The organism is Pseudomonas putida (genome assembly GCF_002906855.1).
Classification (GTDB): Bacteria; Pseudomonadota; Gammaproteobacteria; order Pseudomonadales; family Pseudomonadaceae; genus Aquipseudomonas; species Aquipseudomonas putida_N.
In genome coordinates this window covers 1,067,480-1,082,108 of sequence record NZ_MINI01000048.1, presented here as the reverse complement: position 1 = coordinate 1,082,108, position 14,629 = coordinate 1,067,480, and the positions used below count along the sequence as shown (strand labels likewise).

Annotated in this window: 12 protein-coding genes; 6 read left to right on the top strand and 6 right to left on the bottom strand. The window is 63.1% G+C overall.

The genetic code is table 11. The annotated features are described in order from the left end of the window. Positions 1–57 precede the first annotated feature (57 nt). The 4 genes from hemE (at position 58) to BGP85_RS27665 (ending at position 2,498) form a co-directional block, all read left to right on the top strand. A complete protein-coding gene (hemE, locus tag BGP85_RS27680; protein ID WP_103446058.1) occupies positions 58–1,122 on the top strand; it encodes a uroporphyrinogen decarboxylase in 1,065 nt (354 codons plus the stop codon). A 211-nt stretch (positions 1,123–1,333) separates the two neighbouring features. After that, positions 1,334–1,633: a hypothetical protein gene (locus BGP85_RS29475; protein ID WP_103446057.1), complete on the top strand. Its 300-nt coding sequence runs from the start codon at positions 1,334–1,336 to the stop codon at positions 1,631–1,633. A 57-nt stretch (positions 1,634–1,690) separates the two neighbouring features. Continuing rightward, entirely contained in the window at positions 1,691–2,203 is a 513-nt protein-coding gene (locus BGP85_RS27670; protein WP_103446241.1) for a cytochrome b, read from the top strand. An 88-nt stretch (positions 2,204–2,291) separates the two neighbouring features. Next, positions 2,292–2,498 (top strand): hypothetical protein, encoded by a 207-nt coding sequence (locus BGP85_RS27665; protein WP_146049005.1) that lies wholly within the window; start codon positions 2,292–2,294, stop codon positions 2,496–2,498. A gap of 12 nt (positions 2,499–2,510) precedes the next feature. Here BGP85_RS27665 and BGP85_RS27660 read toward each other — a convergent pair whose 3' ends face one another. Next, complete coding sequence (locus BGP85_RS27660) at positions 2,511–3,698, bottom strand: MFS transporter (protein WP_258035838.1); 1,188 nt, start codon at positions 3,696–3,698, stop codon at positions 2,511–2,513. A 164-nt stretch (positions 3,699–3,862) separates the two neighbouring features. Between BGP85_RS27660 and BGP85_RS27655 the strand changes: the two genes are divergently transcribed. Beyond that, entirely contained in the window at positions 3,863–4,762 is a 900-nt protein-coding gene (locus tag BGP85_RS27655) for a LysR family transcriptional regulator (protein WP_103446054.1), read from the top strand. Positions 4,763–4,858: 96 nt separating this feature from the next. Then, a complete protein-coding gene (locus BGP85_RS27650) occupies positions 4,859–5,632 on the top strand; it encodes a ParA family protein (protein WP_103446053.1) in 774 nt (257 codons plus the stop codon). Here the strand turns inward: BGP85_RS27650 and trxC are convergent. The 5 genes from trxC to betA all read right to left on the bottom strand — a co-directional run bounded on the left by trxC (position 5,629) and on the right by betA (position 14,572). Then, complete coding sequence (gene trxC / locus BGP85_RS27645; protein WP_103446052.1) at positions 5,629–6,063, bottom strand: thioredoxin TrxC; 435 nt, start codon at positions 6,061–6,063, stop codon at positions 5,629–5,631. The two genes, BGP85_RS27650 and trxC, sit on opposite strands and share 4 nt — an antisense overlap. 16 nt (positions 6,064–6,079) lie before the next feature. Further along, positions 6,080–7,540: a protein adenylyltransferase SelO gene (gene selO, locus BGP85_RS27640; protein ID WP_103446051.1), complete on the bottom strand. Its 1,461-nt coding sequence runs from the start codon at positions 7,538–7,540 to the stop codon at positions 6,080–6,082. A gap of 45 nt (positions 7,541–7,585) precedes the next feature. After that, positions 7,586–10,894 carry a mechanosensitive channel MscK gene (gene mscK, locus BGP85_RS27635; RefSeq protein ID WP_103446050.1) on the bottom strand — a complete coding sequence of 1,103 codons (3,309 nt, stop codon included), beginning with the start codon at positions 10,892–10,894 and terminating at the stop codon, positions 7,586–7,588. 35 nt (positions 10,895–10,929) lie between these two features. Continuing rightward, positions 10,930–12,672, bottom strand: a complete 1,743-nt coding sequence (locus BGP85_RS27630) for a potassium/proton antiporter (RefSeq protein WP_103446049.1) — start codon at positions 12,670–12,672, stop codon at positions 10,930–10,932. 202 nt (positions 12,673–12,874) lie between these two features. Beyond that, on the bottom strand, positions 12,875–14,572 hold the full coding sequence (gene betA / locus BGP85_RS27625; RefSeq protein WP_103446048.1) for a choline dehydrogenase: 1,698 nt from the start codon (positions 14,570–14,572) through the stop codon (positions 12,875–12,877). Between the last annotated feature and the right edge of the window lie 57 nt (positions 14,573–14,629).

Here is a 14,629-nt window from a genome sequence, read left to right as displayed (position 1 = left end):
CGTGCCTTTTGCGCTGGCGTCTGAGAAAATGCTCGCACTATTTTTCCGGATGCCGACATGACTGCCCTGAAGAACGATCGTTTCCTGCGTGCGCTGCTCAAGCAACCCGTTGACGTCACCCCTGTCTGGATGATGCGCCAGGCCGGCCGCTACCTGCCGGAGTACCGCGCCAGCCGCGCCAAGGCCGGTGATTTCATGAGCCTGTGCATGAACCCGCAGTTCGCCTGCGAGGTGACCCTGCAGCCGCTGGACCGTTACCCGCTGGATGCGGCGATCCTGTTCTCGGACATCCTGACCATCCCAGATGCCATGGGCCTGGGCTTGTACTTCGAAACCGGCGAAGGCCCGCGTTTCAAGAAGGTCATCAGCACCCCGGCCGACATTGAAGCGTTGCCGATCCCTGACCCGCAGAAAGACCTCGGTTACGTGATGGACGCGGTCAGCACCATCCGCCGTGAGCTCAATGGTCGTGTGCCACTGATCGGTTTCTCCGGCAGCCCGTGGACCTTGGCCACCTATATGGTAGAAGGCGGCTCGTCCAAGGACTTCCGCAAGACCAAGGCCATGGCCTACGACAACCCGCAAGCCCTGCACCTGCTGTTGGACAAGCTGGCCCAGTCGGTCACCAGCTACCTCAACGGCCAGATCCTTGCTGGCGCCCAGGCGGTGCAGATCTTCGATACCTGGGGCGGTAACCTGTCGGCGGCGGCTTACCAGGAGTTCTCCCTGGCCTACATGCGCAAGATCGTAAGTGGCCTGATCCGTGAGCACGAAGGGCGCAAGGTGCCGGTGATCCTGTTCACCAAGAACGGCGGCCTGTGGCTGGAAAGCATCGCCGAAGCCGGCGCTGACGCGCTAGGCCTGGACTGGACCTGCGAAATCGGCGACGCACGCCGCCGTGTCGGTGACAAGGTAGCCCTGCAGGGCAACATGGACCCGACCGTGCTGTATGCCAAGCCGGAAGCCATCCGCAACGAAGTCGCGCGCATCCTGGCCAGTTATGGCAAGGGTACCGGCCACGTGTTCAACCTGGGTCATGGCATCACGCCGGAAGTCGACCCGGAGCACGCGGGCGTGTTCATCAACGCCGTGCATGAGCTGTCGGCGCAGTACCACGAGTAAGTGCGTTGAAACGAACAGCCCGGCCAAGTGCCGGGCTTTTTGTTGCGCTTCACACGCTAACCTCACCGTTGAAACCGACGCCATCAAGCCGAGAAAGAGAAGGCTGAAGATACCCAGGCCTTTTCCTACATATCGGCGCCTTCACGATTCCTAGACTCGCGCACTCCTGTCGGGCCTCCCCGACGCAAGCTCAAGTAGTCCGGAGTGCGTCATGAGTACAACAAAGAACTTGCGCAAGTTTGCTGCCAGCAGTCTCTGGCGGCCGGTTGCCGTTGCTGGTATGCATGTCCAGCTTGCGAATGCGCATGGTTATGCCAGTGAGCCACCTTCGCGCGCGTATGCGTGCAGAAGTTACAAACAGGGCACTCGTGTCTTGCAGACCAAGACCGGCGAGGTATTCGAGTGCAAACCATTCCCGTTCGAGGGTTGGTGCAAGAGCTATTCGGGCGGTGCCAACCAATATGAGCCTGGTGTAGGCAGCAACTGGCAAGACGCCTGGATCAAACGCTAAAAGGAGTACGGCCTGACAGCCCAATAGGGCATGCCATGCCGTGCCACGGTATTTCTGATGCAACGACACACTTATTGCTGGCAGCAGATCCTGTTGCATTGGGTCTCTGCCTTGGTCATCGTATGGGCGTTGGTGAGTGGTTTTTACGTGACCGGCTTCGTTGTCGAACCCGCCACCGCACAATGGGTCGGCTTCGTGAATGTCGGCCTGACCACGCTGTTTATTCCGGTCTTCCTACTGCGCTGGTTCATGCGCTACCTGAAGGCCAGGCCGAGCGCACTGAGCGAAAATGCCTTGGTGCGGCGTATCGCGCATGTTTTCCACGAAGGCATCTATTGGCTCATCGCATTGGTACTGACTTCAGGCGTGCTGATGATGGATCGTGCGATTGATGTATTTGGCTGGTTTGCAATCGCTCCCTTGCTGACTGATCCATTTTGGCTAAGTGCCTGGCTCACGGTGCATGTAGCAGCAAACGTCGCCCTGGCTTTGGCTGTGGCGTTGCACGTAGCTGCAGTCGCCATGCATGAGTTTGCGGGGCGGAGCGTGCTACGTCGAATGCTGCCCTGAGCCGTTCTTCTGCCTGGTCCTGGGTGGTAATCCCATTAGTGGGAAGCCGCGAGGGTGAGCGCTTCTACAGAGTGGGCGACCGCTGACCTTGACCTGCCCACTGGCCATGGCTGACGTGTCTACCTGGCAATTGGCTGCGGGCCTGCGTATCACCAGCCTGGAGGGGGCTGCTGCGGCTGTGCTGGCCTGGTTGCATCTACTGGAGCAGGAGGGTGGCAAGCCGCTCAGCCTGCAGCTGCAAGCCGAAGGCGAGCTGCTTCAGGCGCGCTTCGTGATGATGTTGGCCGAGGCATGATGCCTCGGCCTTTCAGGCTGCTTTGGGTTGCAATTTGCTCAAATGCAGGGCCACCAGCAAAGCCACCGTCAGCAGTCCGCCAATGAACAAGCCAATCCCGTTCCACCCCCATTGGTGCCAGAACACCCCACCGGCCGTACCGGCCACGCTGGACCCTGCGTAATAGCTGAACAGGTACAGCGACGAGGCCTGGCCCTTGGCCTTCAGCGCCCGGCGGCCGATCCAGCTACTGGCCACCGAATGCGCACCGAAGAAGCCGAAGGTGAACACCAGCATGCCAACGATCACCAGCGCCAGCGGGGTGGCCAGGGTCATCAGCAGGCCGCCGGCCATTACCACGATACTGGCCCAGAACACCTTGCGCCGGCCCAGCCTGTCAGCCAGTGCGCCAACTTGCGCCGAGCTGTAGATACCCGACAGGTACACCACCGACAGCAAGCCGACCAGCGCTTGGTTCATGTGGTAAGGCTCGGCCAACAAGCGGTAGCCGATGTAGTTGAACAGGGTGACGAAGGCCCCCATCAGCAAGAAGGCTTCGAGGAACAGCCAAGGCAGCCCGGCGTCCTTGAAGTGCATGACGAAACCGTCCAGCAGGCTACGCGGGCTCATCAACTGCGGGCGGAAGTTGCGCGACTCGGGCAGCACTTTCCAGAACACCAGCGCCGCCACCAAGGCCAGCCCGCCGATGGTCAGCATCGCCGTGTGCCAACTGACGAAATCGATCAGTACCCCGGTAATCAACCGCCCGCTCATGCCGCCGATGGCATTGCCGCCGATATACAGGCCCATGGCCAGGCCGATGTGCTGTGGGTGGATTTCTTCGCTCAGGTAGGTCATCGCCACCGCCGCCAGGCCGCTCAGCGACAGGCCCACCAAGGCGCGGGTGGCCAGTACCAGCTCCCAGCTCGGCATCACTGCGCTGGCCAGAGTCGACAGGGCGGCGCAGACCAGGGCAAAGACCATCACCGGTTTGCGGCCGATGCGGTCGGAGATCGGGCCGGTGATCAGAAGCCCGAAGGCGAGCATCGCAGTCGATACCGAAAGCACCAGGCTGCTCTGCGCCGCGTTGATGGAAAACTCCTTCGACAGCAGCGGCATCATCGGCTGCACGCAGTACAGCAGGGCGAACGTGGCGAAGCCGCCGCTGAACAGGGCCAGCACGGTTTTCATGAAGGCGGGGGTGCCTTTTTCGATCCACATGTCGTTCAGGGAGGCAGGTTCTGGGCCGGCAGGAAGGGGGGCTACAGCAGTTTTCACGGGCGGTACCTCTGGCGCAATGAAAAAAGCATATAGCTGGCTAATGATTAGATCCAATATATTGTTCGACCTATTTAAGATCTTTAGCGACCTAATTGGAGCCGATCATGGAACTGCGCCATTTGCGTTACTTCATCGCCGTCGCCGAAGAGCTGCACTTCGGCCGCGCGGCCCAGCAACTGGGCATCTCCCAGCCACCGTTGAGCCAGCAGATCCAAGCGCTGGAGCAGGAGTTGGGCGCCCGTCTGTTCGAGCGGACCAATCGTCGGGTCGAGCTGAGCGAGGCTGGCCGGCTGTTCCTTGAAGAGGCGCGCCAAGTGCTGGCTCAGGTGGAGAAGGCGGCCGATGTGGCGCGGCGTGCACAGTTGGGTGAGCTGGGCGAGATGAAGATTGGTTTTACGTCGTCGGCGCCGTTCACCTCGAAGATCCCCAAGGCCATTCATGCCTTTCGCCAGCGCTTCCCCGCAGTGCACCTTAACCTCAAGGAAATGAGCAGCCGCGATGTCGCCGAAGGGGTGTTCGACGAATCCATCGAGGTCGGGCTGATGCGGCCGATGCCGCTGCCGGATGGCCTGGTGGCCACCGAGCTGTTCCGCGAGCCGCTGGTCGCTGTGATCAATGCCTCGCACCCGTTGGCCGAGGGCACGGAACAGGGCGTGCACATGGCTGCCCTGGCCCATGAACCGTTCGTGTTCTTCCCGCGCAGCTACGGCAGCGGGTTGCATGCGCAATTGTTGAGCCTGGCGCGCCAGGCCGGGTTCAGCCCGCATTTCTCCCAGGAAGCGGGAGAGGCGATGACCATCATCGGCCTGGTGTCGGCGGGGCTTGGTGTCTCGGTGCTTCCGGCGTCGTTCCAGCGCATGCGCATCGAAGGCGTGGTGTACCGCACGCTGCTGGATGAAGGGGCGATGTCGGCAGTGTGGCTGGTGCAGCGCGAGCGCGGGAGTTCGGCGATGGCACGGGCGTTTGCCGAGTTGCTGAAGGGGCTGATGGCGGGCCAGCAGTGATGTTCTCGCGCTGTGCCAGCGAATGGGCAAATGGCACTGGCCATTGCCGCTGCGCCGCCACATACTCGGGCATTCGTTGATACACGGAGGTCAATCATGCGGCGCGTGGTGTTCAATCAGAAAGGTGGCGTGGGCAAGTCGAGCATCGCTTGCAACCTGGCGGCAGTGAGCGCTAGCGAAGGTTATCGGACCTTGCTGATCGACCTGGATGCGCAGGCCAACTCGACCCAGTACCTGACCGGCCTGACCGGCGACGACATCCCCATGGGCATTGCCGACTTCTTCAAGCAGAGCCTGTCCAGCGGACCGTTCAGCAAGAAGAACAAGGTCGATATCTACGAAACCCCGTTTGACAACCTGCATGTGGTTACCGCCACGGCGGAGCTGGCCGACCTGCAGCCCAAGCTGGAAGCCAAGCACAAGATCAACAAGCTGCGTAAGTTGCTCGATGAGCTGGACGAGGACTACGAGCGGATCTACATAGACACGCCGCCGGCGCTGAATTTCTATGCGGTTTCCGCTTTGATCGCCGCTGATCGTGTGCTGATTCCCTTCGACTGCGACAGTTTTTCGCGTCAGGCGCTGTACGGCCTGCTGGCCGAAATCGAAGAGCTCAAGGACGACCACAATGAAGACCTGGTGGTCGAAGGCATCGTGGTCAACCAGTTCCAGTCCCGCGCCAGCCTGCCGCAGCAGATGCTCGACGAGCTGCTGGCCGAAGGGCTGCCGGTGCTACCGGTGTATCTGGGCAGCTCGGTGAAGATGCGCGAGTCGCACCATGCCAGCCTGCCGCTGATTCACCTGGAGCCGCGGCACAAGCTGACACAGCAGTTTGTCGAGCTGCACTCGCTGCTCGAAGAGAACGCTTAAACCCCCTGGTTACGCAACCACTCCAGCAACGACTGCAGTGGAAACGCACCAGCCTGGCGACTGATTTCGCGGCCATTCTTGAAGAGGATCAAGCTGGGAATCGAGCGGATGCCCAGTTGCCCGGCGAGGTTGCGGTTGGCTTCGCTGTCGAGCTTGGCCAGGCGGCAGCGGCCGCTGAGCTGGCGGGCGGCCTGTTCGAAAGTCGGCGCGAAGGATTTGCATGGGCCGCACCAGTCGGCCCAGACGTCGATCAGCAGTGGCAGGTCGCCCTTGATCTGGCTGGCGTAGTTGGCCTCGCTGAGTTCGAAGGGCTGGCTCAGCAGCACGTCCTGTTTGCAGCGGCCGCATTTCGGGGCGTCGCCCAGGCGTACCGCCGGCAGGCGGTTGAGGCCGTTGCAGTGGGGGCAGGGAATTACCAGTGGATCGGACATGTGGGTTCCTTGAACATTATGAAGAACAGCTGATTTCCAGATGCTTGCCCCACTCAGGCGGGCGCTCGGCATAGGCCTGCATGCCGGCCTGCTCCTTGAACGGCTGGCTCAGTACCTTATGCAGGCGGCGTACTTCACTATAATCCCCTGCTTCGGCCGCTTCGATGGCCTTCTGCGCCAGGTAGTTGCGCAGCACGTACAGCGGGTTCACCGCATGCATCCGCTCACGACGGCCTTCGGTATTGCCCGCCTCGCGCTCGCAGCGTGCCAGGTAATCCGCGCCCCAGGCATCGAACCCGGCGAGGTCGATGAAGTCGTCGCGCACCGCTTTCAGCGCCTCGGCGACGGGCTGGTCGCCCAGCTTGCGGAAGAACAGGTTGTAGTCCACGCCACCGCTCTGCATGCGCTGCAGCAGGCGCTCGACCAACGCCATGTCGTCGTCTTCGGCGGTCGTCAGACCCAGACGCCGACGCATGAGGTCGAGGTAGTGCGCCTGGTACAGCGGCAGGAACAGGCCCAGCGCTTCCTTCAGCGGTTCCACCTCGATCACTGTGGTCAGGGCCTGGGCCAGGGCACTGAGGTTCCAGTGGGCAATCGGCACCTGGTTGGCGTAGCTGTAGCGGCCGCGGTCGTCTGAGTGGTTGCAGATGAAGTTGGCGTCGAAATCGTCGAGGAAGGCGTACGGGCCGAAATCGAAGGTGATGCCGAGGATCGACATGTTGTCGGTGTTCATCACCCCGTGGCAGAAGCCATAGGCCTGCCAGCGGGCGATCAGCTCGGCGTTGCGCTCGACGATGGTGCGGAACATGGCCAGGTAAGGCTGCTCGGCATCGCGGCACTCTGGGTAGTGCTGCTCCAGCACGTGGTCGATCAGCACACGCTGCTGTTCCGGCTGCTTGGTGTAGTAGAAGTATTCGAAATGCCCGAAACGCACATGGCTCTGTGCCAAGCGGGTGAGCATTGCCGCGCTCTCGCGGGTTTCGCGCCACACCGGGGTGCTCGAGCCGATCACGCACAGCGCCCGACTGGTGGGGATGCCCAGCGCGTGCAGTGCCTCTGAAGCGAGGAACTCGCGGATCGACGAGCGCAGCACGGCGCGGCCGTCGCCCATGCGCGAATAGGGCGTCTGGCCGGCGCCCTTCAGGTGCAGGTCCCAGTGCTCGCCCTGGTCATTCAGCACCTCGGCCAGCAGCAGGCCGCGGCCATCACCCAGGCGCGGGTTGTAGGAGCCGAACTGGTGGCCCGAGTAGACCATCGCACGCGGGTCGGCCTGTTCCCACAGCTTGTGGCCGCTGAACAGCTCGGCGAACACCGGCTCGTTGGCCTGGGCCGGGTCGAGGTCGAGCAGGGCCATGGCCGACTCGCTCGCCACCACCAGGCGCGGCTCGGCGATCGGCTCGGGCAGGACCTGGGTGGAGAACGCATCGCCCAGGCGGGCGAAGCGGTTGTCGAAGGTGAGTTGGTCGAGGGCTTTCACGGGCTGCTCCTGAGATTCAGCACAGAATAAAGCATTCGAGCCCACTCAGGCCGGTGCAGTGCCATCCGGTTTAGGCTGCTCTGTCGGGATCAGCTGCTGCTTGCCACCCTTGGCATCCATCAGGAACACCTCGACCTGGCGTACCGAGATCTTGATGTTGTGGGCCTTGAACTCGCGGTTGATGTAGCGGTTGATCTCGTCAAGCGTTGGGTTGCGGTCACCGAGGTCACGCACGTGCATGCGCAGCTCGTGGTCCAGCGAGCTCTCGCCGAAGTTGAGGAAGTACACGATCGGCTCCGGGTCCTTGAGCACCCGTGGGTTGTCGTGGGCGCCCTTGAGCAGCAGCTCGCGCACCAGGTCGAGGTCGGAGCCGTAGTCGATGCCCAGCTTCAGCGTTACCCGGGTGACCGTGTCGGTCAGCGACCAGTTGATCAGCTGGCCGGTGATGAAGGTCTTGTTGGGGACGATGATGTCCTTGCGGTCGAAATCGGTGATGGTGGTGGCGCGGATGCGGATCTTGCTCACCGTGCCGGACAGGTTGCCGATGGTGATGGTGTCGCCGATCCGCACCGGGCGCTCGAACAGGATCATGATGCCGGAGATGAAGTTGGCGAAGATCTCCTGCATGCCGAAGCCCAGGCCCACCGACAGCGCTGCTACCAGCCACTGCAGCTTGTCCCAGCTCACTCCTAGGGTCGACAGGGTACTGACGATGCCGATACCGACGATGGTGTACGACAGCAGCGTGGTGGTGGCGTAGGCGCTGCCCTGGGCGAGGTTCAGGCGCGACAGTACCAGCACTTCCAGCAGGCCGGGCAAGTTGCCCGCCAGGGCGAAAGTGATGCCGACGATCACCAGGGCACCGAGCAGGTCGCCGAGGCTGATCGGCACCATGCTGGCGGCGGTGCCGGTGCCACTGGTGTACTCGTACAGGGTGAAGTTGTTGAGGTAGGCGAATACCGAGATCAGGTCCGACCAGACCCAGTACAGGCCAGCGATGAAGCCGCCGAGCAGGGCCAGGCGGATCAGGCGCAGCGACTGCTGGTTGACCTGTTCGATGTCCAGGGTCGGCTCTTCGGTGATGACTTCGCCATCCAGCCCTTCCTTGGCCGCCTGGCGCTTGCTCAGCGCGCGCTGATAGGCCAGGCGCCGTGCAGCCACCGACAGGCCTCTGACGAAGGCGGCTTCGATCACCAGCCAGAACAGCAGCAGGTACAGGGTGTAGATCAGCCGGTCGGTCAGTTTCAGTGCGGTGTAGTAGTAACCGAAGCACACGGCCACGAACAGTGCGATCGGCAGGGCGGTGAAGGCGACCCCCACGGCCCTGCGGAACAGCGACGTATCGCGATGCGCCGGGCTGCTAAGCAGCAGGCGGCTGAGCAGCCAGGCCATCAATGCATAACAGGTCAGCACCACGCCGATGCCGAGCACGTCGTCGGCCAGGGCCGAAGGCTGATGCTCGGCGACCGCCACCACGCCGACCAGCGCCAGCACCACGGTACCCAGCCGGCGAACCCAGCCGCGCAGGAACTCGACCTGCGGCTTGTGCCAGCGAAAGTGGATTTCCGCCACGCCGCCGGGGGAGAGGATGCGGTAGGCGGTGTAGAACACCAGCCAGGCCTGGGCCAGCTGCCACAGCGCCGCGCCGAGGTTGGCGTTCTGCCCGCGGGCGTCGATCTGCAGGGCATAGCTGCACAGCGCCAGGCCCAGGCTCACCGGCATCGCCAGGAGGATGTTGATCAGGATGGCCTGGGGCGTGTGCCACTGGCTGTCGCGGCGGAAATGGCCGATATCCTGATGCACCTTGCTCAGCCGCTGATAAAGGTACTTGCGCCGCCACAGCAGCGCACCGATCACCAGCAGCAACGGCAGGAACAGCAAGGGGCGTTGGCTCAGGCCGTCGCCCAGCTCCTTCAGGCCCGAGCCCCACGGCAGGTCGGCAACCTGCTTGGCAAAGCGCTCCGGTACAAATTTCAACCAGTCCCAGTCCAGCGGCTTGTTGCTGGGGATCCAGAACATCTGCTCATCCAGGGTGGTGCGCAGACCTTGTGCGGTACCGAGCAGCTGCTTCTGATTGAGTTGCAAGGTGATCGATTCGTTGAGCAGCGCAGACAGTTCGCGGTTCAGGCGTTCGAGCAGGTCGCTGCGGGTGATCGCCACCTCCAGCAAGGCTTTGCGCAGGGCCGGAGTGACGTCTTCCTGCGGCTGGTTGGCCAGCAGTTTGTCGACATAGGTCACCGGGCTGCTCATCTGTTCGCGTTGCTGGTTGATTTCGAACTGGTACAGGCGAATATCGGCGATCTGGTCGGCCAGGTCCCGGTCGAGCTTCAGGTGCGGCAGCGCCTGCTTCTGTTTGTAGAGAATCTTCGACAACAGCAGGCTGCCTTTGAGCACGCTGATCTGCTCGTCCAGCGCCTGGTCGGCCTGGGTCAGGCTGTCGAGCTGCTGTTTGGTGCGCAGGTTCTGCTGGGTCAGTTCGTTGAGGCGGTCGGTGCTTTTCAGCAAATAGTCGGAAAGCTTGAGGTTGGCCGCGCTTTCGCTGGCCAGCAGGCTGCTACCGCCGGCCTTCTGCGCTTCGATCGATTGCTGGGTAACGGTCTGCTGGGATTGCGCCAGGCGCTTTTCATTGATCAGCGTCTGCAGGCCCTGGATTTCCTGCTCCAGGCGTGCGGCGCGCTCGATCAGCAGGTCATGTTGGGCGTTGCCCAGGTCTTGCAGCAGGCCGTTGCCAGCCAGTTCCTGGCGGCGTAGCAGGGTCACGGCGTTGAGCGACGCCAGCTCCGCCGCGAGCTGGTTGCGCTGGTCGGCATTGATCGACTTGCCGCCGTCCTTGCCACTCTTGAGAATGTTGTTGATCTGCTGGGTGCGGGTCTGGTTGCTGCTGATCTCGGCTTGGGCACGCTCCGGGCGGGTCTGTGAATTGATGATCAGGCTGTTGGCGTCCGACAGCGCCTTCTGTAGCTCGCCTTGCTGGGTATTGCGCTCGCTGAGCATCTGCTCCAGTTGCGGCACGGTCAGGCTGGCATAGCGCTGGGCTACGGGCTGCGGCTTGCTGTCCTTGAGCTTGGCCAGTTCTTTCTGGCTGTCGTTGGTTTCCTTGGGGGCGCCGGCCAGCTGCTGCTTGAGGGCGGTCAGCTTCTTCTCGCTGTCTTCCTTGCTATTGAGCAGGCTCAAGGTCTGTTCGAGCACCTGCTGCAGGGCCTTCTGGTCGGCCTCGGGCAGCTTGCGCTCGGCGATCTTGTCGAGGCTGTGCTGGATGCTGGCGGTGGTCGGGGCTTCTGCCGCGTTGACCGCGAAAGAAAGGGACAGGCACAGCCCGAGCAGGGCTGTGCGAAGGTACACGCGCAGGGACATAGGCAGACTACTTGTGGATCAGGCAGAAACGGAGTTTAGAGGAACAATCCTGGTCCGGGTCGCGTTCCTTCGGGGAATCTGACGCCGACTTTCTGGATCTTGTTCCCGTCCATGGTCGCCACGGTCCAGATTGTGCCGTGCCATTCGACCTGGTCGCCTACTACTGGAGCGCCTCCGACCTTCTGTCGGATGAACTGCGCCAGTGGCATTTTCGCGTCCAGGCCGTCCAGTTTGAGGCCATAAAGTGCGGCCACCGCACCCAGCTCGGCATCGCCTTCGAGCACGAAGTCGCCGAAGAAGCGCAGGTCCAGGCCGCGCTGCGGTGCCTGGCTGAACAGTTTGCCCAGTGCCGGCAGGTTATGTTCGTGGCCGATCACGCAAAGCATATCGCCGACTTCCAGTACGGTACTGCCGGACGGGTGCAGCAGTTGCTCGCCACGGAACAGCGCGGCGATACGCGTGCCTTCGGGCATTTTCAGCTCACGCAGGGCGGCGCCGATGCACCATTTCTCCGCACCCAGGCGGTAGACGAACAGCTCCCACTCGCTGGTGACGTGCACTTCCAGCGCCGAGCGGGAAATCGGCGCCGGGTCTGGCGGTACGGTGACTTTCAGCAGCTTGGCCATCCACGGCAGGCTGGTGCCTTGCACCAGCAGCGACACCAGCACGATGAAGAACGCCAGGTTGAAGAACAGCTGGGCGTCCGGCAGGCCGGCCATCAGCGGGAACACCGCCAGAATGATCGGTACCGCGCCGCGCAGGCCGACCCAGGAGATGAAGCCCTTTTCGCGGCCGTGGAAGGCCTTGAACGGCAGCAGTGCGGCAACCACCGACAGCGGCCGCGCCACCAGGATCATCCACAGCGCAAGGCCCAGCGCGGGCAGGGCGATCGGCAGCAGGTCGTGGGGCGTGACCAGCAGCCCCAGCACCAGGAACATGCCGATCTGGGCCAGCCAGGCCATGCCGTCGAGCATGTGCAGGATGCCGTGACGGCTGCGGATCGGCTTGTTGCCCAGCACCAGGCCGCACAGGTACACGGCGAGGAAGCCGCTGCCATGCAAGGCGTTGGTCAGCGAGAACACCACCAGGCCGCCAGCCACCACCAGGATCGGGTACAGGCCACCGGCCAGGTTGATGCGGTTGACCAGTTGCAGCAGCAGCCAGCCGCCGCCCAGGCCCAGCAGGCCGCCGATACCAAACTCGCGCAGCAAGTGGCCCAGCAGGCTCCAGTGCAGGCCGGTCTGGCCGCTGGCGATCATGTCGATCAGGGTAACGGTGAGGAACACGGCCATCGGGTCGTTGCTGCCCGATTCGATTTCCAGGGTGGCGGTCACCCGCTCGTTCAGGCCTTTGCCACCGAGCAGCGAAAACACCGCCGCGGCGTCGGTGGAGCCGACGATGGCGCCGATCAGCAGGCCCTGGATCAGGCTCAGATTGAACAGCCAGGCGGCTACCATGCCGGTGAGCGCGGTGGTGATCATCACGCCGACGGTGGCCAGCGACAGTGCCGGCCACAGTGCCACGCGGAAGCTCGCAACCCGCGTGCGCAGGCCACCGTCGAGAAGGATCACTGCCAATGCCAGGTTGCCCACCAGGTAGGCGGTCGGGTAGTTGTTGAAGATGATGCCGCCACCATCGACACCGGCGACCATGCCGACGGCGAGGATGATGACCAGAATAGGGATGCCCAGGCGCGACGACAGCGAGCTGACCAGGATACTTGCGCCCACCAGCAATGCGCCGATCAAAAACAGGCTGTTGATGGTGCTTGCATCCAAAGGCAGGTACTCCGGGATATCGCGGGAAGGGGGCTTGGCTCCTTGACTTGGCAAGTCGCGTGCCAACTGATTCTAACCTGATGAATTGGCGGGCTGTAAAGCGTTTCTGCAGATGTGCAAAAGGCACCGCGGAGGGTGCCTTTTGAAGTGTTACCTGGGTGGGCCTCTTCGCGGGCTTGCCCGCGAAGAGGCCAGGGCAGGCTTACGCCTGCTTCACCTCACGCATTGGCTTGCCCTTCACCGGTGCACCGTTGGCCACGTAATACTTGGCGGTGCTGCGCGGCAGCGGCTTGCGGTTGCGGATCTTGTCCGAGATCTTCTCGGCGATCATGATCGTGGTGGCGTTGAGGTTGCCGGTGATGATGATCGGCATGATCGACGCATCGACCACACGCAGGCCCTGCATGCCGTGTACGCGGCCTTCACCGTCGACCACTGCCATGTCGTCGGTGCCCATCTTGCACGAGCAGGACGGGTGGAAGGCGGTTTCGGCGTGCTCGCGGATGAACTTGTCCAGTTCCTCGTCGGTCTGCACGTGCTCGCCCGGGCTGATTTCGCGACCGCGGTACGGGTCCAGCGCCGGCTGGGCCATGATTTCGCGGGTCAGGCGGATGCCGTCGCGGAACTCTTGCCAGTCCTGCTCGGTGGCCATGTAGTTGAACAGGATGCTCGGGTGCTGGCGCGGGTCCTTCGACTTGGCCTGGATGCGGCCACGGCTTGGCGAACGCATCGAGCCCATGTGCGCCTGGAAACCGTGTTCCTTCACGCCGTTGGAGCCGTTGTAGTTAATGGCGACCGGCAGGAAGTGGTACTGGATGTTCGGCCACTCGAACTCAGGGCGGGTGCGGATGAAGCCACCGGCCTCGAACTGGTTGCTGGCGCCGATACCGGTACCGTTGAACATCCACTCGGCGCCGATGGCCGGCTGGTTCCACCACAGCAGCGATGGGTACAGCGACACTGGCTGGGTGCAGGCGTACTGCAGGTACAGCTCAAGGTGGTCCTGCAGGTTTTCGCCGACGCCCGGCAGGTCGTGCACGACCGGGATGTCGAGGCTTTCCAGCAGGGCGCGCGGGCCAACGCCGGAACGCTGCAGCAGCTGCGGCGATGCAATGGCGCCGGAGCTGACGATCACTTCCTTGCGGGCACGGGCTTCGACGCGCTCTTCGCTGTCGCCGACCAGGTAGGTCACGCCAATGGCGCGCTTGCCGTCGAACAGCACGCGGTCGGTCAGGGCATGGGTGACGATAGTCAGGTTCGGGCGTTTCTTGGCCTGGTCCAGGTAGCCGCGGGCGGTGCTGGAGCGGCGGCCTTGCTTGGTCACGGTGCGGTCCATCGGACCGAAGCCTTCCTGCTGGTAGCCGTTGAGGTCTTCGGTACGTGGGTAGCCAGCCTGCACGCCGGCTTCGACCATGGCATGGAACAGCGGGTTGTTACCGGCCTTGGGCGTAGCCACGCTGACCGGGCCTTCGCCGCCGTGGTAGTCATTGGGGCCGATGTCGCGGGTTTCGGCCTTGCGGAAGTACGGCAGGCAGTCCAGGTAGGTCCAGTCTTCCAGGCCTGGCAGTTTCGCCCAGCCGTCGAAGTCCATGGCGTTGCCGCGGATGTAGCACATGCCGTTGATCAGTGACGAGCCACCCAGGCCCTTGCCGCGGCCACACTCCATGCGGCGGCCGTCCATGTGCGGCTCTGGGTCGGTCTCGTAGGCCCAGTTGTAGCGACGGCCCTGCAGCGGGAAGGCCAGGGCGGCCGGCATCTGGGTGCGGAAGTCGAAGCGGTAGTCGGGACCACCGGCTTCCAGCAGCAGTACGCTGACGCCGGCGTCTTCGGTCAGGCGGGTAGCCAGGGTGTTACCGGCGGAGCCTGCTCCGACGATGATGTAATCGAATTCTTGGGACATGAAAGTACCCTCGTGTTGGCGGTGATCAGGGAGCGGGAACGCCCGTGCGCAGTGGCA

Coding starts and splice junctions, on each gene's coding strand:
- trxC (WP_103446052.1), bottom strand. CDS start 6,063: ATGTCCGATCCACTGGTAATTCCCTGCCCCCACTGCAACGGCCTCAAC.
- BGP85_RS29475 (WP_103446057.1), top strand. CDS start 1,334: ATGAGTACAACAAAGAACTTGCGCAAGTTTGCTGCCAGCAGTCTCTGG.
- BGP85_RS27660 (WP_258035838.1), bottom strand. CDS start 3,698: ATGTGGATCGAAAAAGGCACCCCCGCCTTCATGAAAACCGTGCTGGCC.
- BGP85_RS27670 (WP_103446241.1), top strand. CDS start 1,691: ATGCAACGACACACTTATTGCTGGCAGCAGATCCTGTTGCATTGGGTC.
- hemE (WP_103446058.1), top strand. CDS start 58: ATGACTGCCCTGAAGAACGATCGTTTCCTGCGTGCGCTGCTCAAGCAA.
- mscK (WP_103446050.1), bottom strand. CDS start 10,894: ATGTCCCTGCGCGTGTACCTTCGCACAGCCCTGCTCGGGCTGTGCCTG.
- BGP85_RS27650 (WP_103446053.1), top strand. CDS start 4,859: ATGCGGCGCGTGGTGTTCAATCAGAAAGGTGGCGTGGGCAAGTCGAGC.
- BGP85_RS27655 (WP_103446054.1), top strand. CDS start 3,863: ATGGAACTGCGCCATTTGCGTTACTTCATCGCCGTCGCCGAAGAGCTG.
- betA (WP_103446048.1), bottom strand. CDS start 14,572: ATGTCCCAAGAATTCGATTACATCATCGTCGGAGCAGGCTCCGCCGGT.